Consider the following 18,522-nt stretch of genomic DNA (forward strand, 5'->3'; position numbering starts at 1 on the left):
CCACACCATGGCAACCATGACTTCCACCCAGGCAAAGCGCGTACAGCGCGTGGCGCCGTGGCTCCTGCTGGGGGCTTTCCTGATCCTCTGGCAGGGCGCGTGCCTCGTCTTCCAGATCTCCGATTTCATCCTGCCGAGCCCGTCGGCCATCGCCGCCTCGCTGGCCGAATACAGCGGCGTAATCGCCGGCCATGCCTGGCGCACCTTCTGGACCACGATGGTTGGTTTTGGACTGGCGATTGGCGTCGGCGTGGTGCTGGGCCTGCTGATGGGCTCGTCGAAGCTGGCCTACGCGGCCACCTACCCGCTGATGACTGCCTTCAACGCGCTGCCCAAGGCCGCCTTCGTGCCGATCCTCGTGGTCTGGTTCGGGCTGGGCGCCGGGCCGGCCATCCTCACGGCGTTCCTGATCTCGTTCTTCCCGATCATGGTCAATATCGCCACCGGGCTGGCCACGCTGGAGCCGGAACTCGAGGACGTGCTGCGCGTGCTCGGCGCCAAGCGCCGCGACGTGCTGCTCAAGGTGGGCCTGCCGCGCGCGATGCCGTTCTTCTTCGCCTCGCTGAAGGTGGCCATCACGCTGGCCTTCGTTGGCACCACGGTGTCCGAGATGAGCGCCGCCAACGAGGGCATCGGCTACCTGCTGGTCTCCGCCGGCTCGGCGATGAAGATGCCGCTGGCGTTCGCGGGCCTGGTCGTCATCGCCGTGATGGCGATGGGGATGTACGAGCTGTTCGCGGTGCTGGAAAAGCGCATGACGGGCTGGGCGCACCGGGGCTGATGCGCGCTCGGATGGTCGTCAGGCGTAGTCCAGCGGCAGCGCCGTCGTGTACTTGATCTGTTCCATCGCGAAACTGGAGCTGACATCGGCCAGTTCCGCGCCCTGGATCAGCTTCTTGTACACGGCGTCGTAGGCGGCGATATCGGGCACCACCACGCGCAGCAGGTAGTCCGTGTCGCCCGCCATGCGGTAGAACTCGGTCACTTCCGGGATCGACGCCACCAGCCCGTGGAAGGCCTTGAGCCATTTCACGTTGTGCTGGTTGGTCCGGATCGACACGAACACGGTCACGCCCACATTGAGCTTGCCGGCATCCAGCAGCGCCACGCGCTTGCGGATCACGCCCGATTCCTCGAGCTTTTGCACCCGCCGCCAGCACGGCGTGGACGTGAGGCCGACCTGCTCGCCAATCTCGGCGACGGGCACGGTGGCATCTTCCTGGAGGATCTCCAGGATCTGGCGGTCATAGCGGTCCATGAATCCTCAACTGACGATGGTATCCACCAGCAGGTTCACGCCGGTGGCGATGCGGTCCTGGTCTACGCCGTAGATGTGGAGCGACACCGCTACGGCGTCGCTGGCATTGCCCAGCGCGTGGATGTGCTGCAGGCCGGCTGGCACGCTGAAAGTATCGCCGGCCTCGCGCGTGACGGCGTTGACCTGCGTGGCGGTGCGGTCCTGCGGGTTCCAGCGGTAGTGGCGCTCGGCCAGCGTGCCGCGCAGCACGCGGTAGGCGCACCAGGTGCGATGGCCGTGGACCGGGCTGAACTGCCCCGGCCGCCAGACCAGCACCATGACCGAGAACCGCTCGAACGGATCGGCATGGACCAGATGCCGCGTGTAGCGGTCCGGACTGCCTTCGAGCGCCCCCGGGGGCAGGCTGGCGAGCAGGGTGTCGGCGTCCGGCAGGCTGGCCGCCACGTGCGTCGCTACCATCCGCGCGCTCTGGGCCAGTGTGGCCTCCATGCCGGTGGCGAGCAGGGAGAAGGACGAAGGGAGGACGGATGGCTGCATGGCGGATGCGAGGGCAGGATGGGATCACATTCATCTTAGTCGGCCCCTCTGAGCAAGAATATCCAATCTGTCGTCCAAAACATGCTCAGATTGTAATCATGTTCCAATAATCGGCAAGAAATTGGAATGGATTTGCTTATCGTGCAGCCGGGCGGCCGGCAAGCGATAATCCGCGCCATGGAAATCAAATGGCTTGAAGACTTCGTCAGCCTGGCCGAGACGCACAGCTTCTCGCGCTCGGCGGAGCTGCGGCATGTCACGCAGCCGGCGTTCTCGCGGCGCATTCAGTCGCTCGAGGCGTGGGTGGGCACCGAACTGATCGACCGCTCGAGCTACCCGACCACCCTGACCGACGCCGGCAAGGTGTTCTACGAGCAGGCGCTGGCCATGCTGGCCCAGGTCAGCGAGACCCGGGCGCTGATGCGCGGCCAGCGCTCGGCCAACGCCCAGGTGCTGGAATTCGCGGTGCCGCACACGCTGTCGCTGACCTTCTTCCCGGAATGGCTCAAGGGCGTGGAGCGCAAGGTCGGCACGCTGCCGTGCCGGCTGCGGGCGCTGAACGTCCACGATGCCGTGCTGATGCTGGTGGAGGGCGGCTGCGACCTGGTCATGGTTTACCACCACCCGCGCCAGGCCATCCAGCTCGATCCGGCCCACTACGACATGCTGGTGCTCGGCACCGAGCGGCTGTCGCCCTACAGCGTGCCCGACAGCGCCGGCCGGCCCGTGTTCCGGCTGCCCGGCACCGACAAGAAGCCGGTGCCGTTCCTCAGTTACACGCCCAATGCGTTCCTGGGACGGATGGTGGACATGCTGCTGTCCGAGTCGGCAGACACCCTCAAGCTCGACAAATGCTACGAGACCGACATGGCCGAGGCGCTCAAGGTCATGGCGCTGGCCGGCCACGGCATGGCCTTCCTGCCCGAGAGCGCGGTCCGGGACGACGTGCACGCCGGCCGGCTGGTGCGGGCCGAGGCCGCGCGCGGGCTGCCGCAGTCCATCGACATGGAGATCCGGCTCTACCGCGAACGGCCCACCGATGCCGGCAACGACCGGCGCGGCGGCCAGAGCCGGCGCAAGCGCCAGCTGGTGGACAAGGTCTGGGCTTCGTTGACGACGCAAGCTTGAGGGCCGGGGCGCAAGGTTATGCAAGCCTTGCATAATGCTGCAGGGCGGGATGAGCAAACGGCATTGGATTCCGATATGGAGGCGCCGATATTCTGCGTGTCACCTTCACTCGGAACTCAACGATGTCTTCCGCAGCACCGTCCAAGCCGTCCATCGCCTCCCACACCCTGCCTTCGTACCTGAACGCCGACGCGCTCGGGCCCTGGGGCATCTACCTCCAGCAGGTCGACCGCGTCACGCCCTACCTGGGCTCGCTGGCCCGCTGGGTGGAAACGCTGAAGCGCCCCAAGCGTGCGCTGATCGTGGACGTGCCCATCGAACTGGACAACGGCACCATCGCCCACTACGAGGGCTATCGCGTGCAGCACAACCTCTCGCGCGGCCCCGGCAAGGGCGGCGTGCGTTTCCACCAGGACGTGACGCTGTCCGAGGTGATGGCCCTGTCGGCGTGGATGTCGGTCAAGAATGCCGCCGTCAATGTGCCCTACGGTGGTGCAAAGGGCGGCATCCGCGTGGATCCGCGCACGCTCTCCACGGCCGAACTGGAACGCCTGACGCGCCGCTACACCAGTGAAATCAACCTGATCATCGGCCCGACCAAGGATATTCCGGCGCCGGACGTGAATACCAACGCCCAGGTCATGGCCTGGATGATGGATACCTACTCGATGAACTCGGGCAGCACGGCCACCGGCGTGGTGACCGGCAAGCCGATCTCGCTGGGCGGGTCGCTGGGCCGTCACGAGGCTACCGGCCGCGGCGTGTTCGTGGTCGGCTCGGAAGCCGCCCGCAACCTCGGCATGGACATCAAGGGCGCACGCGTGGCCGTGCAGGGCTTCGGCAATGTGGGCGCCGTGGCAGCCAAGCTGTTCCACGAGGCCGGAGCCAAGGTGGTGGCCGTGCAGGACCACCGCACCACGTTGTACAACCCGGCCGGCCTCGATGTGCCGGCGATGATGGAATACGCGTCGCACAGCGGCACGATCGACGGTTTCCAGGGCGAAGTGCTGACCACCGAGCGGTTCTGGGAAGTGGAGTGCGACATCCTGATCCCGGCCGCGCTGGAAGGCCAGATCACGGCTGCCAACGCGCCCAAGATTACGGCCAAGCTGGTGATCGAGGGCGCCAACGGCCCGACCACGCCCCAGGCGGACGACATCCTGCGCGAGCGCAACATCCTGGTCTGCCCGGACGTCATCGCCAATGCCGGCGGCGTGACCGTGTCCTACTTCGAATGGGTGCAGGATTTCTCGAGCTTCTTCTGGACCGAGGAGGAGATCAACGAGCGCCTGGTACGAATCATGCAAGAGGCCTTCCGGGCGATCTGGCAGGTTGCCCAGGACAATAAGGTCACGCTGCGGACGGCTGCGTTTATCGTTGCCTGTACGCGAATCCTGCAGGCGCGCGAGATGCGCGGCCTGTATCCCTGATTGAAACGGGCAATGAAAGGGGTGGATCGATGTTGCGATGCAGCATCGATCCATTCCCCGACATGAAAGGACGCGGCGGCCGGAGTTTTCCGGCAGCCGCGTTTTTTTGTTCTCGGAACCATTGCAGTTGTGTCGCATTTTGGCGCAATGCCGCGCAACCATGCCCGCACAGGCACCAGTTAGGGGAAAAACCCGTTGTCTTGGGTCACGAGCTAAGCAATACTGTTTCGCCGGTGGGGCGTTTTTTTTGCTAGAGTCCCGCCTTTCTCTTCATGGTCAAGGAGATGTTATGAATGTAGCCAAGCTGGCTAGCCTGGCGGTTGCTGCGGGTATTCTGTGCGGTACCGCGCAGGCTGCAGAGCCGCTGACGGGCACGCTGCAGAAGATCAAGGACACGGGTGTTATTACGCTGGGTGTGCGGGATTCCTCGATTCCGTTCAACTACAACCTTGGCGGCGTGCGCCAGGTGGGCTATTCCTACGATATCAATATGAAGATCGTGGAAGCCGTGAAGGACCAGCTGAAGCTGCCGAACCTGCAGGTTAAGGAAATTCCGATTACCTCGCAGAACCGGATCACGCTGCTGCAGAACGGCACGATCGACATCGAGTGCGGTTCCACGACCAATAACCTGGAACGCCAGAAGCAGGTCTCGTTCTCGACCAGCATCTTCATCATCGGCACCCGCATCATGGTGAAGAAGGATGGCGGCATCAAGGACTGGGCCGACCTGAAGGGCAAGAACGTGGTGACCACCGCTGGCACGACGTCCGAGCGCCTGCTGCGCAAGATGAACGACGAGCAGAAGCTGGGCGCCAACATCATCAGCACCAAGGACCATGGCCAGTCGTTCCTGACGCTGGAGTCGGGCCGTGCCGTGGCGTTCATGATGGACGACGCGCTGCTCTACGGCGAACGCGCCAAGGCCAAGAACCCGGCCGACTGGATCGTCGTTGGCAAGCCGCAATCGCGCGAGTCGTACGGCTGCATGATCCGCAAGGATGATGCCCCGTTCAAGAAGGTGACGGACACCGTGATCACCGGCCTGATGAAGGACGGCTCGATCAACACGATGTACACCAAGTGGTTCATGCAACCGGTACCGCCGAAGGGCCTGAACCTGGACTTCCCGCTGTCCGAAGACATGAAGGCGCTCTTCAAGAACCCGAACGACAAGGCACTCGACTGATCCCTGTGATCAGAGCAGTGCGAAACGGAAGGAGAAGTCCTTCCGTTTCTTTTTGAAGGACGCACTATGGATTACATTTTTCACTGGGGAGTGTTCCTCGAGCAGGCCGCGCAGAACGAGACGTACCTGGACTGGATGATTTCCGGTCTCAAGGTGACGATCGCGCTGGGCCTCACCTCGTGGGCCATCGCCCTCGTCATCGGCTCGGTGCTCGGCGTGCTGCGCACGGTGCCGAACAAGCTGCTGTCGGGTATTGCCGCGACGTATGTCGAGATTTTCCGGAACATTCCGCTGCTGGTTCAGCTGTTCATCTGGTATTTCGTGATTCCCGAGCTGCTGCCGTTCGGCGACGCGATCAAGCAGATGAACCCGTTCACCCAGCAGTTCCTGGCCGCCATGCTCTGCCTGGGCACGTTTACGGCCGCCCGGGTTTGCGAACAGGTGCGCTCGGGTATCAACTCGCTGCCGCCGGGCCAGCGCAACGCCGGCCTGGCGATGGGCTTCACGCTCGCGCAGACGTACCGCTTCGTGCTGTTGCCGATGTCCTTCCGCGTCATCGTGCCGCCGCTGACCTCCGAATTCCTGAACATCTTCAAGAACTCGGCGGTGGCCTCCACGATCGGCCTGCTGGAACTCGCCGCGCAGGGCCGCCAGCTGGTGGACTACACGGCGCGTCCGTATGAATCGTTCATCGCGGTCACAGTGATGTACATGCTGATCAACGTGACGGTCATGCTGATCATGCGCTGGGTGGAACGCCGGACCCGCGTGCCGGGCTTCATCGGCGGCAAGTAAAGGGGCGCACATGGCATACGAATTCGACTTCAGTTCCATCAACCCCGACACCCTGCGCGTGCTGGGCGAGGGCATGATGGTGTCGCTCAAGATCACCGTGACCGCGGTGGTGGTGGGCATTGTCTGGGGCACCATCCTCGCGATGATGCGCCTGTCCTCCTTCAGGGCGCTGAACTGGTTTGCCCAGGGGTACGTGACCATCTTCCGCTCCATCCCGCTGGTGATGGTGCTGTTGTGGTTCTTCCTGATCATCCCGCAGCTGCTGCAGAAGCTGTTCAACCTGTCGCCCGCGGCCGATCTGCGGATGACCTCGGCGCTCATTGCGTTCGCGCTGTTCGAGGCCGCTTACTACTCAGAGATCATCCGGGCCGGTATCCAGAGCGTGTCGCGCGGGCAGATGTTCGCCGCGCAGGCGCTGGGCATGACCTACGGCCAGACCATGCGGCTGGTGATCCTGCCGCAGGCGTTCCGCAACATGGTGCCGCTGCTGCTGACGCAGGGCATCATCCTGTTCCAGGATACGTCGCTGGTCTACGTGAGCGCGCTGGCTGACTTCTTCGGCCAGGCCTACGGCATTGGCGAGCGCGACGGCCGCATCGTCGAGATGCTGCTGTTCGCGGGCTTCGTGTACTTCGTTATCTGCTTCTCCGCTTCGCTGCTGGTCAAGCGTTATCAGAAAAAGGTGGCTGTATGATCGAAATTAATAACGTTTCCAAGTGGTACGGCACGTTCCAGGTGCTGACCGACTGCACCACCAAGGTTGCCAAGGGTGAAGTGGTGGTGGTGTGCGGCCCGTCCGGTTCGGGCAAGTCCACGCTGATCAAGACCGTGAACGCGCTGGAGCCGTTCCAGAAGGGCGACATCCTGGTCGACGGTACCTCGGTGGGCAACCCCAAGACCAACCTGCCGAAGCTGCGCTCGCGCGTGGGCATGGTGTTCCAGAACTTCGAGCTGTTCCCGCACCTGTCGATCACCGAGAACCTGACCATCGCCCAGATGAAGGTGCTCGGCCGCTCGAAGGACGAGGCGATGGCCAAGGGCCTGAAGTACCTGGAGCGCGTGGGCCTGAAGAACCAGGCGTCCAAGTTCCCCGGCCAGCTGTCCGGCGGCCAGCAGCAGCGCGTGGCGATTGCCCGCGCGCTGTCGATGGACCCGATCTGCATGCTGTTCGACGAACCGACCTCGGCGCTTGACCCGGAGATGGTCAACGAGGTGCTGGACGTGATGGTGCAGCTGGCTCAGGAAGGCATGACCATGATGTGCGTGACCCACGAAATGGGCTTCGCACGCAAGGTGGCCAACCGCGTGATCTTCATGGACGCCGGCAAGATCGTCGAGGACTGCCCGAAGGAAGAGTTCTTCGGCGATATCGCCGCCCGCTCGGAGCGCGCCCGCCAGTTCCTGTCGAAGATCCTGCAACACTGATCGGTGTAGCAGGTCGTCAGACCCCCTCTCCCCACGGGAGAGGGGCGCAGCATCCCTCCCGCTTCACCCTCCCCAAAGCCAGAAGTCTCAAGTACACGCCGTATTGGCCGCGTTCTTCGCCTGCACCTCGGGCGGGATCGGCACGGTCAGGGTCATTGTCGGTAGCCCATGTTCGAACATGATCAGTTCGCCCGGCATGAAGCGCGTCCAGGTCTCGTTGTCGGTCAGCGGGGCGGTGGCGATCACGGCCACGCGGTCGTCGGGCGTAGTTACCTGGGCGAAATCGATCGACAGGTCGGCATCGATCAGATGCGCCTTCGAGAACGGCCACTGCCGCACGATGTAGTACAGGTGCGTCGAGCAGTGCGCGAACAGCGCCTGCCCATTGCATAGTAGAAAGTTGAAAACGCCGTGCAGCGTGATGTCGCGCGTGATGTCCGCCAGCGCGTGGCCCAACTCGTTCAGCGGCGGCTGGGAGCCCGGGAACCGCTTGCGCAGCCCCTGCATCAGCGTGCAGAACGCGAGTTCGCTGTCGGTGTCGCCCACCGGCTGGTACACACCGGAGAGGAACGGCGCGAAGCCCTTCAGGTCGCCGTTATGGGCGAAGATCCAGTGCCGGCCCCAGAGCTCGCGCATGAACGGATGGCAGTTTTCCAGCAGCACTGTGCCCTGCGTCGCCTTGCGGATATGGGAAATGACGTTCTTCGACTTGATCGGATAACGCTTGATCAGCTCGGCCACCGGCGAGGTGCCGGCAGACTGGTTGTCGATGAACAGCCGGCAGGCCTTGTCCTCGAAGAACGCCACGCCGAAACCGTCGGCATGGTGGTCGGTCACGCCGCCACGGGCGGCAAAGCCCGTGAAGGAGAACGTCACGTCGGTTGGCGTGGCGCAGTTCATGCCTAGCAGCTGGCACATGGGGGCACCGGTGCGGCAAGGGGCTGCCGCTTTGCAATAGAATGCAGACATTATCCCGCGCGTGCGGGACGCTGCCAAGCGCGGCGCCCGGGCGCCCCCCAGTTGTTCAGCCCCAGCCCCTTCCCAGCCATGAGTCAATACAAGATCGCTGTCATTCCCGGAGACGGAATCGGAACGGAAGTGATGCCCGAAGGCATCCGTGCCATGGACGCCGCCGCGCGCCGCTTCGGCATCGACTTCCAGTGGGACCACTTCGACTTCTCCAGCTACGATTACTACGCCCGCCACGGCAAGATGCTGCCGGACGACTGGTTCGACACGCTGGTCAAGTACGACGCCATCTACTTCGGCGCCGTGGGCTGGCCCGAGAAGATCCCGGACCACGTGTCCCTGTGGGGCTCGCTGCTCCAGTTCCGCCGCTCGTTCGACCAGTACGTAAACCTGCGCCCGGTGCGCCTGATGCCCGGCATCAAGAGCCCGCTGGCCGGCCGCCAGCCTGGCGATATCGACTTCTACGTGGTGCGCGAGAACACCGAGGGCGAGTATTCGAGCATCGGCGGGCGCATGTTCCCGGGCACCGAGCGCGAAATCGTGGTCCAGGAGACCGTGATGAGCCGCGTCGGCGTGGACCGCATCCTGAAATTCGCGTTCGAACTGGCCCAGAAAAGGCCCAAGCAGCACCTGACCTCGGCCACCAAGTCGAACGGCATCTCCATCACCATGCCGTACTGGGACGAGCGCGTGGAGGCCATGGCCGCCAACTACCCCGGCCTGAAGGTGGACAAGTACCACATCGACATCCTGACCGCGCACTTCGTGCAGCATCCGGACTGGTTCGACGTGGTGGTGGCCAGCAACCTGTTCGGCGACATCCTGTCCGACCTCGGCCCGGCCTGCACCGGCACGATCGGCGTGGCCCCGTCGGGCAATATCAACCCGGACAAGACCTATCCGAGCTTGTTCGAGCCGGTGCATGGCTCGGCGCCGGACATCGCCGGGCGTGGCGTGGCCAACCCGATCGGCCAGATCTGGTGCGGCGCGATGATGCTGGAGCACCTCGGCCATGCCGATGCGGGCGCCGCCGTGCTGGCCGCCATCGAGAAGGTGCTGGCCGCCGGGCCAGGCCACGCGCCGCTGACGCGCGACATTGGCGGCACCGCCGGAACGGCAGACCTGGGCCGTGCGATTGCGGAGGCGCTGTGAATACCGCGAACTCCCATATCGATCCCCGTACGCTGCTGCTGGAGAGCTTCCGGGCCGCCGTCGCCGCCGCAGACCCGCTCGAGATCGTCGCCGCCCACCTGCCGCCGCCCCACGCCGGCGGCCGCACGCTCGTGGTCGGGGCGGGCAAGGCCGCCGCATCGATGGCGCTGGCCGTCGAGCGTGCCTACGCGGGCCGCGCCACGCTCGACGGCATCGTCGTCACCCGCTACGCGCATGGCCTGCCGACCGACCATATCCGCGTGATCGAGGCCGGCCATCCCGTGCCCGACGAGGCCGGCGAACAGGCCGCGGCGGACATCCTCACCCGCGTGCAGGCGCTCGGGCCGGAAGACCGGCTGATCGTGCTGGTGTCTGGCGGCGGGTCGAGCCTGCTGTCGCTGCCGGCCGAAGGCATCGCCATGGCGGACCTCAAGGCCACCACGCGCGAACTGCTTCGGTGTGGCGCACCCATCACAGAAATGAACGTCGTGCGCAAGCACCTGTCGCGCATCCAGGGCGGCCGGCTGGCGCAGGCGAGCAAGGCGCCCGTGACCACGCTGATCGTCTCGGACGTGGCCGGCGATGATCCCAGCGCCATCGCTTCCGGCCCCACCGTGCCCGATGCGAGCACTTATGCCGATGCCCTCGCCATCCTCCAGCGCTATGGCGCGAAGGTGCCGGCCCCGGTGCAATCGCACCTGGAACGCGGCGCGCGGGGCGAGATCGACGAGACGCCCAAACCGGGTGATCCGTTGTTCACCCGGGTCCAGAACCACATGATCGCCACCGCGCACGGCAGCCTGGAAGCCGCCGCCGCGCTGTTTCGCAAGCAGGGCGTCCAGCCCGTGGTCCTCGGCGACACCGTGACCGGCGAAGCCCAGGAAGTCGCGCGGGTCTATGCCGCGCTGGTGCGCGAGATTCGCGCGTACAATGCGCCGTTCGCGGCGCCGGTGGCGCTGATTTCCGGTGGCGAATGCACGGTGACGCTGCCCGCCAGCGGCGCGGAACGGGCCCGGGGCGGTCGTTGCTCGGAGTTCCTGCTCTCGCTGGCGATCGAGCTGGGCGGGGCGGACAATATCCATGCGATTGCCGCCGATACGGACGGCATCGATGGCTCCGAGGACAACGCCGGCGCCCTGTGCTGCCCCGATTCGCTCCAGCGCGCCGAGGCCGCAGGGGTCTCCGCCCGCCAGCAACTCGACGCGCACGACGCCTGGGGCTTCTTCGATGCCATCGGCGACCTGGTCCAGACCGGCCCCACGCGCACCAACGTGAACGATTACCGCGCCATCCTGATTCTTTGATTTTCCAGCTATGACCCAGACGCTCACCATCACCCGCCCGGACGACTGGCACCTGCACCTGCGCGATGGCGCGGCGCTGGCCGCCGTACTGCCGGACACCGCGCGCCAGTTCGGCCGCGCCATCATCATGCCGAACCTGAAGCCGCCCGTGACCACGGTGGAGCAGGCCGCCGCCTACCGGGCGCGCATCCTGGCCGCGCTGCCGTCCGGCATGGCGTTCGAGCCGCTGATGACGCTGTACCTGACCGACAACACGCCGGCCGAGGAAATCGTCGCCGCCAAGGCGAGCGGCTTCGTCCACGCGGTGAAGCTGTATCCGGCCGGTGCCACCACCAACAGCGATGCCGGCGTGACCGACATCCGCCGCTGTGCCGCCACGCTGGAGGCCATGCAGCGCGCCGGCCTGCCGCTGCTGGTGCACGGCGAAGTGACCGATGGCGACATCGATATCTTCGACCGCGAAGCCGTGTTCATCGACCGCGTGATGCGGCCGCTGCGCAAGGACTTCCCGGAGCTGAAGGTGGTTTTCGAGCACATCACCACCAAGGACGCGGCCGAGTACGTGGCCGAGGCCGAAGGCCCGGTTGGCGCGACGATCACCGCGCACCACCTGCTGTACAACCGCAACGCGATCTTCACCGGCGGCATCCGCCCGCATTACTACTGCCTGCCGGTGCTCAAGCGCGAGACCCACCGCGAGGCGCTGGTCAAGGCGGCCACGTCGGGCAGCGCGCGGTTCTTCCTCGGCACGGACAGCGCGCCGCATGCACGCGGCCTGAAGGAACACGCCTGCGGCTGCGCGGGCTGCTACACGGCACTGCATGCGATGGAGCTGTACGCCGAAGCGTTCGATGCCGCCGGCGCGCTCGACAAGCTGGAAGGCTTCGCCAGCTTCCACGGTCCGGCGTTCTACGGCCTGCCGCGCAACACCGGCACGCTTACGCTCTCGCGGGAAGACTGGGAACTGCCGGCTGAACTGCCGTACGGCGACACCACCTTGGTGCCGCTGCGCGCCGGCGAGACCCTGCGCTGGAAGGCGCAATAAGCGCCTTGCCTGGCATCGACTGGACGCGGCCGTGGTTCCGGCCATTCGCCGCCTCCGGGGTCGCGCTTTCCGCCGCCGATCCGCGCGCGGCGCTCGACGAACAAGCCGTAGCTGCCGGGCTGGCGAACGCCAACGGCCAGCCGCTGCGCTTCGTCCCCCAGTCTGATCTTCCCGATGGGGTGGCCTATGAGGCGCATATCCACGCCACTGGCCACGTCCCCACGCGTGAGAACCTCCACGACGCGTTCAACGCGCTGATCTGGCTCCATTTCCCCGCGACCAAGGCCGTGCTGAACCGGCTCCAGGCCGAGGCCATCACGCGTGACGGCGTGCGGCCCGTACGTGGCGGCCTGCGCGATGCCGCAACGCTATTCGACGAGAACGCGGTAATTTTCCTGACCGAGGACGCCCGGCTGGCCCAGGCGCTGCAAGGGTTTGCCTGGCGCACGCTGTTCGTGGAGGCGCGCGCCGCGTGGGGCAGCGCGTGCGCGGTCATCCCGTTCGGCCACGCCTTGCTGGAAAAGCTGGTGCAGCCTTACAAGGCGATCACGGCCCACGCGTGGTGGCTGCCGGTGCCGCCCGGCACGCCACTGCCGGTCATCGACCAGACCCTGGCCGCGTCGCTCGCCGAGGCAGCCGGGCAGGGCACGCTGCGCGGTGGCCGCTGCTTCGCGCCGCTGCCGGTGCTGGGCATTCCTGGCTGGTGTGATGAGAACGAGGCGCCGTCGTTCTACGACGATACGGCCGTGTTCCGCCCCGGCCGCCAGATCCGCTGAGTTCGGTGGTAGACTGCGGGCCGCAAAGCAGGCCAGACAATCGCTGCTTGTCTCGCAAGGGGCAAGGGGAGGAAAGTCCGGACTCCACAGGGCAGGGTGTTGGCTAACAGCCATCCACGGCAACGTGCGGAATAGGGCCACAGAGACGAGTCTTGCCGCCGGGTTCGCCTGGCGGGAAGGGTGAAACGCGGTAACCTCCACCCGGAGCAATCCCAAATAGGCAGACGATGAAGCGGCCCGCTGAGTCTGCGGGTAGGGAGCTGGAGCCGGCCGGTAACGGTCGGCCTAGAGGAATGGTTGTCACGCGCAGCGCGCCGCAAGGCGGGCCGCGCGCACAGAATCCGGCTTATCGGCCTGCTTTGCTCTACCTTCCTGACGTCAGGGCGTTCAGCCCTCGACGATTTCCATCGTGTGCGTGATCTCGGCGGTCTTGGCCAGCATGATCGAGGCCGAGCAGTACTTGTCGTGCGACAGCGTGATCGCACGCTCCACCGTGGCCGGGTTCAGGTTGCGGCCCGTCACCGTGAAGTGGAAGTTGATGCGCGTGAAGACCTTCGGGTCCTCGCCGGCGCGCTCGGCGTCGAGCTTCACCGTGCAGCCGCGCACGTCCTGGCGGCCGCGCTTGAGGATCAGCACCACGTCATAGGCCGTGCAGCCGCCGGTGCCGAGCAGCACCATCTCCATGGGGCGCGGCGCCAGGTTGTTGCCGCCGCCATCGGGCGCGCCGTCCATCGCCACGATATGGCCGCTGCCGGTCTGGGCCACGAAGCTCATGCCTTCCGGGCCCATCCATGTCACTTTGCATTCCATTTTGTTCGTTCCTGGTTTTACGAGTGTGTTTTCGCGCTCACGTCCGCGCAATCACGAATCTTGCATTTCGTGAGTATATGGCATCGGCGCGCCGTGCCCGGGGCAAGGGATTTCCCTCGGGAATCTGAGGAAATGCTCTACTGTGGCGCCGATGACTCAACATCACATCGACGCTAAGTCATTGATTTTTCAAAAAGGCAAACATCTGTAAGCGCCTATTAAGGCATTGCGTAATATGCAATGCGATTTCGCAGTGCAAATTTTCTTGCGTTGCGGCAGCCGCTATGTATAATCCATTTCATTGAACGACGGCGCATCTGGCGCGCCAGAGTGCGAAAGCGAAAGCCCTCCGCACCGCCCGCCGCCCCGTCAATCTACCGGTGTCTCCTCCACCCTCCTCCTTTGGTGGATTCAAACCCAAGTCCAAACCGACTTGGGTTTTTTTTCATCCTCATTTCGTCCCCGGCTTCCATGTGATGCAGGGGGCTTGACGAAAAGCCACGACTTTGCTTGTGCGCCATCGCATTCCCCGAGTATAATCGCAGGCTTTTCCGGTCATTGCCCCCGGAAAAAGAGTCAGGGAGAGCCTGCAAACACAAGCAGGAAGGTCAGGTCCCAAGGGCCGGCCGATCGACAGGACGCTAAAACGGCGACCGTCACCTCGGGCAGTATTCAATAGTCAGGAAAAATCATGAAGACCTTTTCCGCCAAGCCTCATGAGGTAAAGCGCGACTGGTACGTGATTGACGCGACGGACAAGGTCCTCGGCCGTGTTGCCAGCGAAGTGGCACGCCGACTGCGCGGCAAGCACAAGCCGGAATTCACTCCGCACGTCGACACGGGCGATTACATCGTCATCGTCAACGCAGCCAAGCTGCGTGTCACGGGTACCAAGGAAACGGACAAGAAGTACTATCGCCATTCGGGTTACCCGGGCGGTATCTACGAAACGACGTTCGGCAAGATGCAGCAGCGTTTCCCGGGCCGTGCCCTGGAAAAGGCTGTCAAGGGCATGCTGCCGAAGGGTCCGCTGGGCTATGCAATGATCAAGAAGCTGAAGGTTTACGCCGAAGCTGATCATCCGCATGAGGCACAGCAACCCAAGACGCTCGACATCTAAGGAGGCCAATCCATGATCGGTAACTGGAATTACGGTACTGGCCGCCGCAAGAGCGCTGTGGCTCGTGTCTTCATCAAGTCGGGCAAGGGTGAAATCGTCGTCAACGGCAAGCCCATCAACGAGTATTTCGCTCGCGAAACCTCGCTGATGATCGTGCGTCAGCCGCTGGAACTGACCACCCACGCCGAAACGTTCGACATCAAGGTCAACGTGACCGGCGGTGGCGAAACGGGCCAGGCCGGCGCAGTGCGCCACGGCATCACCCGCGCCCTGATCGACTACGACGCCACGCTGAAGCCGACGCTGTCGAAGGCCGGTTTCGTCACGCGCGATGCACGTGAAGTGGAACGTAAGAAGGTCGGTCTGCACAAGGCACGTCGCCGGAAGCAGTTCTCGAAGCGCTGATGCGCATTCGCAGGTCCGCTCACGCGGATCTGTCGAATCCGGAAAAGCCGCACGCTCTGTCGTGCGGTTTTTTTTCGTCTGCGTCGTGGTGAAATCATCACTTTTTTGGTGAAGGTGTCTCAGATGTCATACATTGAGCCGCACAATGGCGGCTCGGAGATACAATCACGGGCCTGTGAATGAGAGGACGAACGATGGTGCCATGGGCCTGAAATACCGCCCGCTGCGACCGCGCCGGGGATTGCGCGCTTCGCGGGCCGTGATTCGTGTGCATCGGCCCTGGCGTGTGTGGATCTGGGCGCTGCTGCTGGCTATCGGGTTGGGGCTGGCCGTGGCATGGGCCATCGATGCGAGCCGTGGTGTGCGCCAACCAGCCGCGCCGGCGGATGCGACCCTTGTAGCGGCCAATGCCGCGCTGCATGAGCAACTGGCCGAAGTGACGGCCGAGCGCGACCGCCTGCGTACCAGTGCGAACACGCCGGAGGCCCGGCTGGAGATGGCCCGCGCCGAGCGCGAGCGCCTGGTGCAGCAACTGAAGTCGGCGGAAGCCGAGGTGAGCCAGCTCAAGGAAGATCTCGGCTTCTTCGAGGCGCTGCTGCCGGCCACCGGCGATACGTCCGGCATCCACGTGCGCAGTTTCCGCGTGGTCATCGACGAGGCACAGCCCCAGTCTGTGCACTATCGCCTGCTCGTGATGCAGGGCGGCTCCAAGGCGTTTGTCGAGCAGCCCGAATTCAGGGGTGATTTACAGTTCACAATTTCAGCGGTCCGGGCTGGGCAGCCGTTAACCCTGACACTGCCGAATCCGAAGGAGGTGCCGCTGCCGGCGGTGCGCCTCACGCATTACCAGCGTATCGAGGGCGACCTGGCGATTCCCAAGGGCGCCGAGGTACGTGCCGTATCGGTCCGTATCGTGCAGAACGGACAGGTCCGCGCGGCGCAGTCGGCAACGCCGTAGGACCCGAACAAGGAGAGGGATCATGTTGTTTTCGAAGAAGAAAGGCCTGTCGATCGACACCTTGATCGGCCAGGACGCCACCATCGAGGGCGATGTCACGTTCGCGGGCGGTCTGCGCCTGGATGGCCGCGTACGCGGCAACGTGCTGGCATCGGACGCGCAGCGCAGCATGCTCGTCATCAGCGAGAAGGGCGCGGTCGAGGGCGAAGTGCGCGTCGGGCACCTGATCCTCAACGGCACCGTGACCGGCCCGGTGAGCGCCAGCGAACTGCTCGAACTCCAGCCCCATGCGCGCGTCTACGGCGAAGTGCATTATGCGGCGCTGGAAATGCATCAAGGCGCCATCGTCGAAGGTCGCCTCGTGCCGATCGGGCAGGGCGAAGTGCGCGCACTGCCGAACCATGTGCCGGCCGCCGAGGTCAATCAAGAGACGCCAATGGAATCGAACACGTCCGAAGCCGAGGCTGGCGAGGTGTCGTCCAGCGTCACGCCCGAGAACGCGGGCGCCACGGCCTGATCTTTTGCCGATGGATGTGACGTGAGCGCCCAGAAGCCCTTGAAATTTAACGGGTTCGGCACGATTTCGAAGTAGCGCTTAGAATACGGCGTATCTAAACAGGAGAATCCCCATGAACGCAGTCGCTGAGGCACCCGTAACCGAGGACGTGCCGGCACCGTTCGTCTTTACCGACAGCGCCGCCGACAAGGTCAAGCAGTTGATCGAGGAAGAGGGCAATGCCGAGCTGAAGCTGCGCGTGTTCGTGCAGGGCGGCGGCTGCTCTGGCTTCCAGTACGGCTTCACGTTTGACGAAGACGTCAACGAAGACGACACCACGATGGTCAAGAACGGCGTGACGCTGCTGATCGACTCGATGAGCTACCAGTACCTGGTGGGCGCCGAGATCGACTACAAGGAAGACATCAACGGCGCGCAGTTCGTGATCAAGAACCCGAATGCCTCGACCACTTGCGGTTGCGGCTCGTCGTTCTCGGTCTGAACCCGGTTACGGTCGATAAAAAAGCGCACTTCGGTGCGCTTTTTTGTTGTCTGCGATTTTGGGAAATCCGCGCGCGAATCTAACGCGGATAGATCGCCCCGAGCACGCGCGGGCCGGCCGCGCCGGTGACCGTGGGCACGTTGCCGGGTGCGCGCCGCACGCATTGCCGCGCCAGCCAGGCGAAGGCGAGTGCCTCCACCTCCAGCACCGGCACGCCGAAATCATCGGTCGTCTCCACCGCCACGCCCGGCAGCAGCCGCGCGAGTTCGGCCATCACATAGCCATTGCGGGCGCCGCCCCCGCAGACGATGAGCCGGCGCGCATCGGCGGCGTGCGTCTGCACGTCACGCGCGATGGCGGTGGCCGTCAGCGTCGCCAGCGTGGCCTGCACGTCGGCGGCGGGCGGCTGGCGGTTGCCGCGCGTGGCCAGCAGCGTCTGCAGCCAGCCCGGGTGGAACAGGTCGCGCCCGGTGCTCTTGGGCGGCGGCGCGCCGAAATACGGTTCGGTCAGGCATTGCGCCAGCAGCGCTGCATCCACCGTGCCGCTGGCGGCCCAGGCGCCGTTGTCGTCGTAGGGCAGGCCGCGATGGCGGTGTATCCAGTCGTCGAGCAGCGCGTTGCCGGGGCCGCAGTCGAACCCGGTGACTGGGCGCCCGCTGGCCGTTGCCGGCAGGATGCTGATGTTGGAGATGCCGCCGATATTGCAGACCACGCGGGTCTCGTCTGGCGCGCCGAACAGCGCCGCGTGCACGGCGGGCACGAGGGGCGCGCCCTGGCCGCCGGCGGCCACGTCGCGGCTGCGGAAGTCGGCAACCACGGCGATGCCGGTCAGCTCGGCCAGCAGCGCCGGATGCTGGCTCTGCCGCGTGTAGCCCGTGCCGTCATAGAGGCCGGGGCGATGGCGGATGGTCTGGCCGTGCGCGCCGATGGCCGCGATCGATGCCGGGCGGGCATCGGCGAGCCGCAGCAGCGTTGCCACGCATTCGGCATAGACGCCGGCGAGCGCGTTGGCGGCCAGCGCCTCACGATGGATCTCGTCGTCGCCCGGTTGCTGCAAGGCGCCGAACGCCTCGCGCAATGGCTGGGGGAAGGGCGTGTGCGCCGCCGCCAGCACGACCGGGTGCGCGCCGGAAAAATCGACGAGCACGCCGTCCGCGCCATCCATGCTGGTGCCCGACATCAGGCCGATAAATCGCTCGCTGCTTGCCGGGGGCACGGACATG

Annotated in this window: 21 protein-coding genes and 1 other RNA gene; 17 read left to right on the forward strand and 5 right to left on the reverse strand. The window is 64.9% G+C overall.

Annotation, left to right across the window (positions count from 1 at the left end):
• Nucleotides 1-7: 7 nt before the first annotated feature.
• The gene (locus tag SB751_RS16525) at nucleotides 8-781 is read left to right on the forward strand and encodes an ABC transporter permease (RefSeq protein WP_144197196.1); all 774 of its coding nucleotides are present in this window, start codon (nucleotides 8-10) and stop codon (nucleotides 779-781) included.
• Nucleotides 782-799: 18 nt separating this feature from the next.
• Here the strand turns inward: SB751_RS16525 and SB751_RS16530 are convergent, their stop codons facing one another.
• Both SB751_RS16530 and SB751_RS16535 read right to left on the reverse strand, forming a co-directional pair.
• On the reverse strand, nucleotides 800-1,258 hold the full coding sequence (locus tag SB751_RS16530; protein ID WP_144197197.1) for an Lrp/AsnC family transcriptional regulator: 459 nt from the start codon (nucleotides 1,256-1,258) through the stop codon (nucleotides 800-802).
• Nucleotides 1,259-1,264: 6 nt separating this feature from the next.
• A complete protein-coding gene (locus SB751_RS16535; protein WP_144197198.1) occupies nucleotides 1,265-1,795 on the reverse strand; it encodes a cysteine dioxygenase family protein in 531 nt (176 codons plus the stop codon).
• Nucleotides 1,796-1,972: 177 nt separating this feature from the next.
• On the opposite strand from SB751_RS16535, the gene SB751_RS16540 reads away from it, so the two are divergent.
• From SB751_RS16540 to SB751_RS16565, 6 genes are all read left to right on the forward strand, one after another.
• Nucleotides 1,973-2,923: a LysR family transcriptional regulator gene (locus SB751_RS16540; protein WP_144197199.1), complete on the forward strand. Its 951-nt coding sequence runs from the start codon at nucleotides 1,973-1,975 to the stop codon at nucleotides 2,921-2,923.
• Nucleotides 2,924-3,045: 122 nt separating this feature from the next.
• Nucleotides 3,046-4,353 (forward strand): Glu/Leu/Phe/Val family dehydrogenase, encoded by a 1,308-nt coding sequence (locus SB751_RS16545; protein WP_144197200.1) that lies wholly within the window; start codon nucleotides 3,046-3,048, stop codon nucleotides 4,351-4,353.
• Between the two features lie 289 nt (nucleotides 4,354-4,642).
• On the forward strand, nucleotides 4,643-5,542 hold the full coding sequence (locus tag SB751_RS16550) for a glutamate/aspartate ABC transporter substrate-binding protein (RefSeq protein WP_144197201.1): 900 nt from the start codon (nucleotides 4,643-4,645) through the stop codon (nucleotides 5,540-5,542).
• Between the two features lie 66 nt (nucleotides 5,543-5,608).
• Nucleotides 5,609-6,337, forward strand: a complete 729-nt coding sequence (locus tag SB751_RS16555) for an amino acid ABC transporter permease (protein ID WP_144197202.1) — start codon at nucleotides 5,609-5,611, stop codon at nucleotides 6,335-6,337.
• Between the two features lie 10 nt (nucleotides 6,338-6,347).
• Nucleotides 6,348-7,031: a glutamate/aspartate ABC transporter permease GltK gene (gene gltK, locus SB751_RS16560; protein WP_144197203.1), complete on the forward strand. Its 684-nt coding sequence runs from the start codon at nucleotides 6,348-6,350 to the stop codon at nucleotides 7,029-7,031.
• A complete protein-coding gene (locus SB751_RS16565) occupies nucleotides 7,028-7,762 on the forward strand; it encodes an amino acid ABC transporter ATP-binding protein (protein ID WP_144197204.1) in 735 nt (244 codons plus the stop codon). Before gltK ends, SB751_RS16565 begins: the two co-directional genes overlap by 4 nt.
• Nucleotides 7,763-7,849: 87 nt before the next feature.
• Here the strand turns inward: SB751_RS16565 and SB751_RS16570 are convergent, their stop codons facing one another.
• Nucleotides 7,850-8,680, reverse strand: coding sequence for a class II glutamine amidotransferase (locus SB751_RS16570; protein WP_144197205.1), 831 nt, complete (start codon nucleotides 8,678-8,680; stop codon nucleotides 7,850-7,852).
• A 129-nt stretch (nucleotides 8,681-8,809) separates the two neighbouring features.
• Between SB751_RS16570 and SB751_RS16575 the strand changes: the two genes are divergently transcribed.
• The 5 genes from SB751_RS16575 (at nucleotide 8,810) to rnpB (ending at nucleotide 13,373) form a co-directional block, all read left to right on the forward strand.
• Entirely contained in the window at nucleotides 8,810-9,883 is a 1,074-nt protein-coding gene (locus SB751_RS16575) for a tartrate dehydrogenase (RefSeq protein WP_092291873.1), read from the forward strand.
• Nucleotides 9,880-11,187 carry a glycerate kinase gene (locus SB751_RS16580; RefSeq protein ID WP_211943428.1) on the forward strand — a complete coding sequence of 436 codons (1,308 nt, stop codon included), beginning with the start codon at nucleotides 9,880-9,882 and terminating at the stop codon, nucleotides 11,185-11,187. The genes SB751_RS16575 and SB751_RS16580 overlap by 4 nt, the downstream gene beginning before the upstream one ends.
• Nucleotides 11,188-11,197: 10 nt before the next feature.
• Entirely contained in the window at nucleotides 11,198-12,232 is a 1,035-nt protein-coding gene (pyrC, locus tag SB751_RS16585) for a dihydroorotase (protein WP_144197207.1), read from the forward strand.
• Complete coding sequence (locus tag SB751_RS16590; RefSeq protein ID WP_250025331.1) at nucleotides 12,229-13,008, forward strand: DUF3025 domain-containing protein; 780 nt, start codon at nucleotides 12,229-12,231, stop codon at nucleotides 13,006-13,008. Before pyrC ends, SB751_RS16590 begins: the two co-directional genes overlap by 4 nt.
• Nucleotides 13,009-13,032: 24 nt before the next feature.
• An RNA gene (gene rnpB, locus SB751_RS16595) (RNase P RNA component class A) lies at nucleotides 13,033-13,373 on the forward strand.
• 22 nt (nucleotides 13,374-13,395) lie between these two features.
• On the opposite strand, the gene SB751_RS16600 is transcribed toward rnpB, so the two are convergent.
• Complete coding sequence (locus tag SB751_RS16600) at nucleotides 13,396-13,818, reverse strand: OsmC family protein (protein WP_144197209.1); 423 nt, start codon at nucleotides 13,816-13,818, stop codon at nucleotides 13,396-13,398.
• 691 nt (nucleotides 13,819-14,509) lie between these two features.
• Between SB751_RS16600 and rplM the strand changes: the two genes are divergently transcribed.
• The 5 genes from rplM to erpA all read left to right on the forward strand — a co-directional run bounded on the left by rplM (nucleotide 14,510) and on the right by erpA (nucleotide 17,299).
• Nucleotides 14,510-14,938 (forward strand): 50S ribosomal protein L13, encoded by a 429-nt coding sequence (rplM, locus tag SB751_RS16605; RefSeq protein ID WP_092291883.1) that lies wholly within the window; start codon nucleotides 14,510-14,512, stop codon nucleotides 14,936-14,938.
• Nucleotides 14,939-14,950: 12 nt separating this feature from the next.
• Entirely contained in the window at nucleotides 14,951-15,343 is a 393-nt protein-coding gene (gene rpsI / locus SB751_RS16610) for a 30S ribosomal protein S9 (protein WP_092291885.1), read from the forward strand.
• A gap of 268 nt (nucleotides 15,344-15,611) precedes the next feature.
• On the forward strand, nucleotides 15,612-16,301 hold the full coding sequence (locus SB751_RS16615; RefSeq protein WP_244844807.1) for a DUF6776 family protein: 690 nt from the start codon (nucleotides 15,612-15,614) through the stop codon (nucleotides 16,299-16,301).
• Between the two features lie 22 nt (nucleotides 16,302-16,323).
• Nucleotides 16,324-16,818, forward strand: a complete 495-nt coding sequence (locus SB751_RS16620; RefSeq protein WP_144197211.1) for a polymer-forming cytoskeletal protein — start codon at nucleotides 16,324-16,326, stop codon at nucleotides 16,816-16,818.
• Nucleotides 16,819-16,930: 112 nt separating this feature from the next.
• Nucleotides 16,931-17,299 (forward strand): iron-sulfur cluster insertion protein ErpA, encoded by a 369-nt coding sequence (gene erpA, locus SB751_RS16625; protein WP_092135946.1) that lies wholly within the window; start codon nucleotides 16,931-16,933, stop codon nucleotides 17,297-17,299.
• A gap of 79 nt (nucleotides 17,300-17,378) precedes the next feature.
• Here erpA and SB751_RS16630 read toward each other — a convergent pair whose 3' ends face one another.
• On the reverse strand, nucleotides 17,379-18,521 hold the full coding sequence (locus tag SB751_RS16630) for an anhydro-N-acetylmuramic acid kinase (protein ID WP_211943426.1): 1,143 nt from the start codon (nucleotides 18,519-18,521) through the stop codon (nucleotides 17,379-17,381).
• Nucleotide 18,522 lies beyond the last annotated feature (1 nt).

The organism is Cupriavidus sp. SIMBA_020 (assembly GCF_046535395.1).
In the GTDB taxonomy this organism is placed as follows: Bacteria; Pseudomonadota; Gammaproteobacteria; order Burkholderiales; family Burkholderiaceae; genus Cupriavidus; species Cupriavidus campinensis.

Coding starts and splice junctions, on each gene's coding strand:
- SB751_RS16525 (WP_144197196.1), top strand. CDS start 8: ATGGCAACCATGACTTCCACCCAGGCAAAGCGCGTACAGCGCGTGGCG.
- SB751_RS16530 (WP_144197197.1), bottom strand. CDS start 1,258: ATGGACCGCTATGACCGCCAGATCCTGGAGATCCTCCAGGAAGATGCC.
- SB751_RS16535 (WP_144197198.1), bottom strand. CDS start 1,795: ATGCAGCCATCCGTCCTCCCTTCGTCCTTCTCCCTGCTCGCCACCGGC.
- SB751_RS16540 (WP_144197199.1), top strand. CDS start 1,973: ATGGAAATCAAATGGCTTGAAGACTTCGTCAGCCTGGCCGAGACGCAC.
- SB751_RS16545 (WP_144197200.1), top strand. CDS start 3,046: ATGTCTTCCGCAGCACCGTCCAAGCCGTCCATCGCCTCCCACACCCTG.
- SB751_RS16550 (WP_144197201.1), top strand. CDS start 4,643: ATGAATGTAGCCAAGCTGGCTAGCCTGGCGGTTGCTGCGGGTATTCTG.
- SB751_RS16555 (WP_144197202.1), top strand. CDS start 5,609: ATGGATTACATTTTTCACTGGGGAGTGTTCCTCGAGCAGGCCGCGCAG.
- gltK (WP_144197203.1), top strand. CDS start 6,348: ATGGCATACGAATTCGACTTCAGTTCCATCAACCCCGACACCCTGCGC.
- SB751_RS16565 (WP_144197204.1), top strand. CDS start 7,028: ATGATCGAAATTAATAACGTTTCCAAGTGGTACGGCACGTTCCAGGTG.
- SB751_RS16570 (WP_144197205.1), bottom strand. CDS start 8,680: ATGTGCCAGCTGCTAGGCATGAACTGCGCCACGCCAACCGACGTGACG.
- SB751_RS16575 (WP_092291873.1), top strand. CDS start 8,810: ATGAGTCAATACAAGATCGCTGTCATTCCCGGAGACGGAATCGGAACG.
- pyrC (WP_144197207.1), top strand. CDS start 11,198: ATGACCCAGACGCTCACCATCACCCGCCCGGACGACTGGCACCTGCAC.
- SB751_RS16600 (WP_144197209.1), bottom strand. CDS start 13,818: ATGGAATGCAAAGTGACATGGATGGGCCCGGAAGGCATGAGCTTCGTG.
- rplM (WP_092291883.1), top strand. CDS start 14,510: ATGAAGACCTTTTCCGCCAAGCCTCATGAGGTAAAGCGCGACTGGTAC.
- rpsI (WP_092291885.1), top strand. CDS start 14,951: ATGATCGGTAACTGGAATTACGGTACTGGCCGCCGCAAGAGCGCTGTG.
- SB751_RS16620 (WP_144197211.1), top strand. CDS start 16,324: ATGTTGTTTTCGAAGAAGAAAGGCCTGTCGATCGACACCTTGATCGGC.
- erpA (WP_092135946.1), top strand. CDS start 16,931: ATGAACGCAGTCGCTGAGGCACCCGTAACCGAGGACGTGCCGGCACCG.
- SB751_RS16630 (WP_211943426.1), bottom strand. CDS start 18,521: ATGTCCGTGCCCCCGGCAAGCAGCGAGCGATTTATCGGCCTGATGTCG.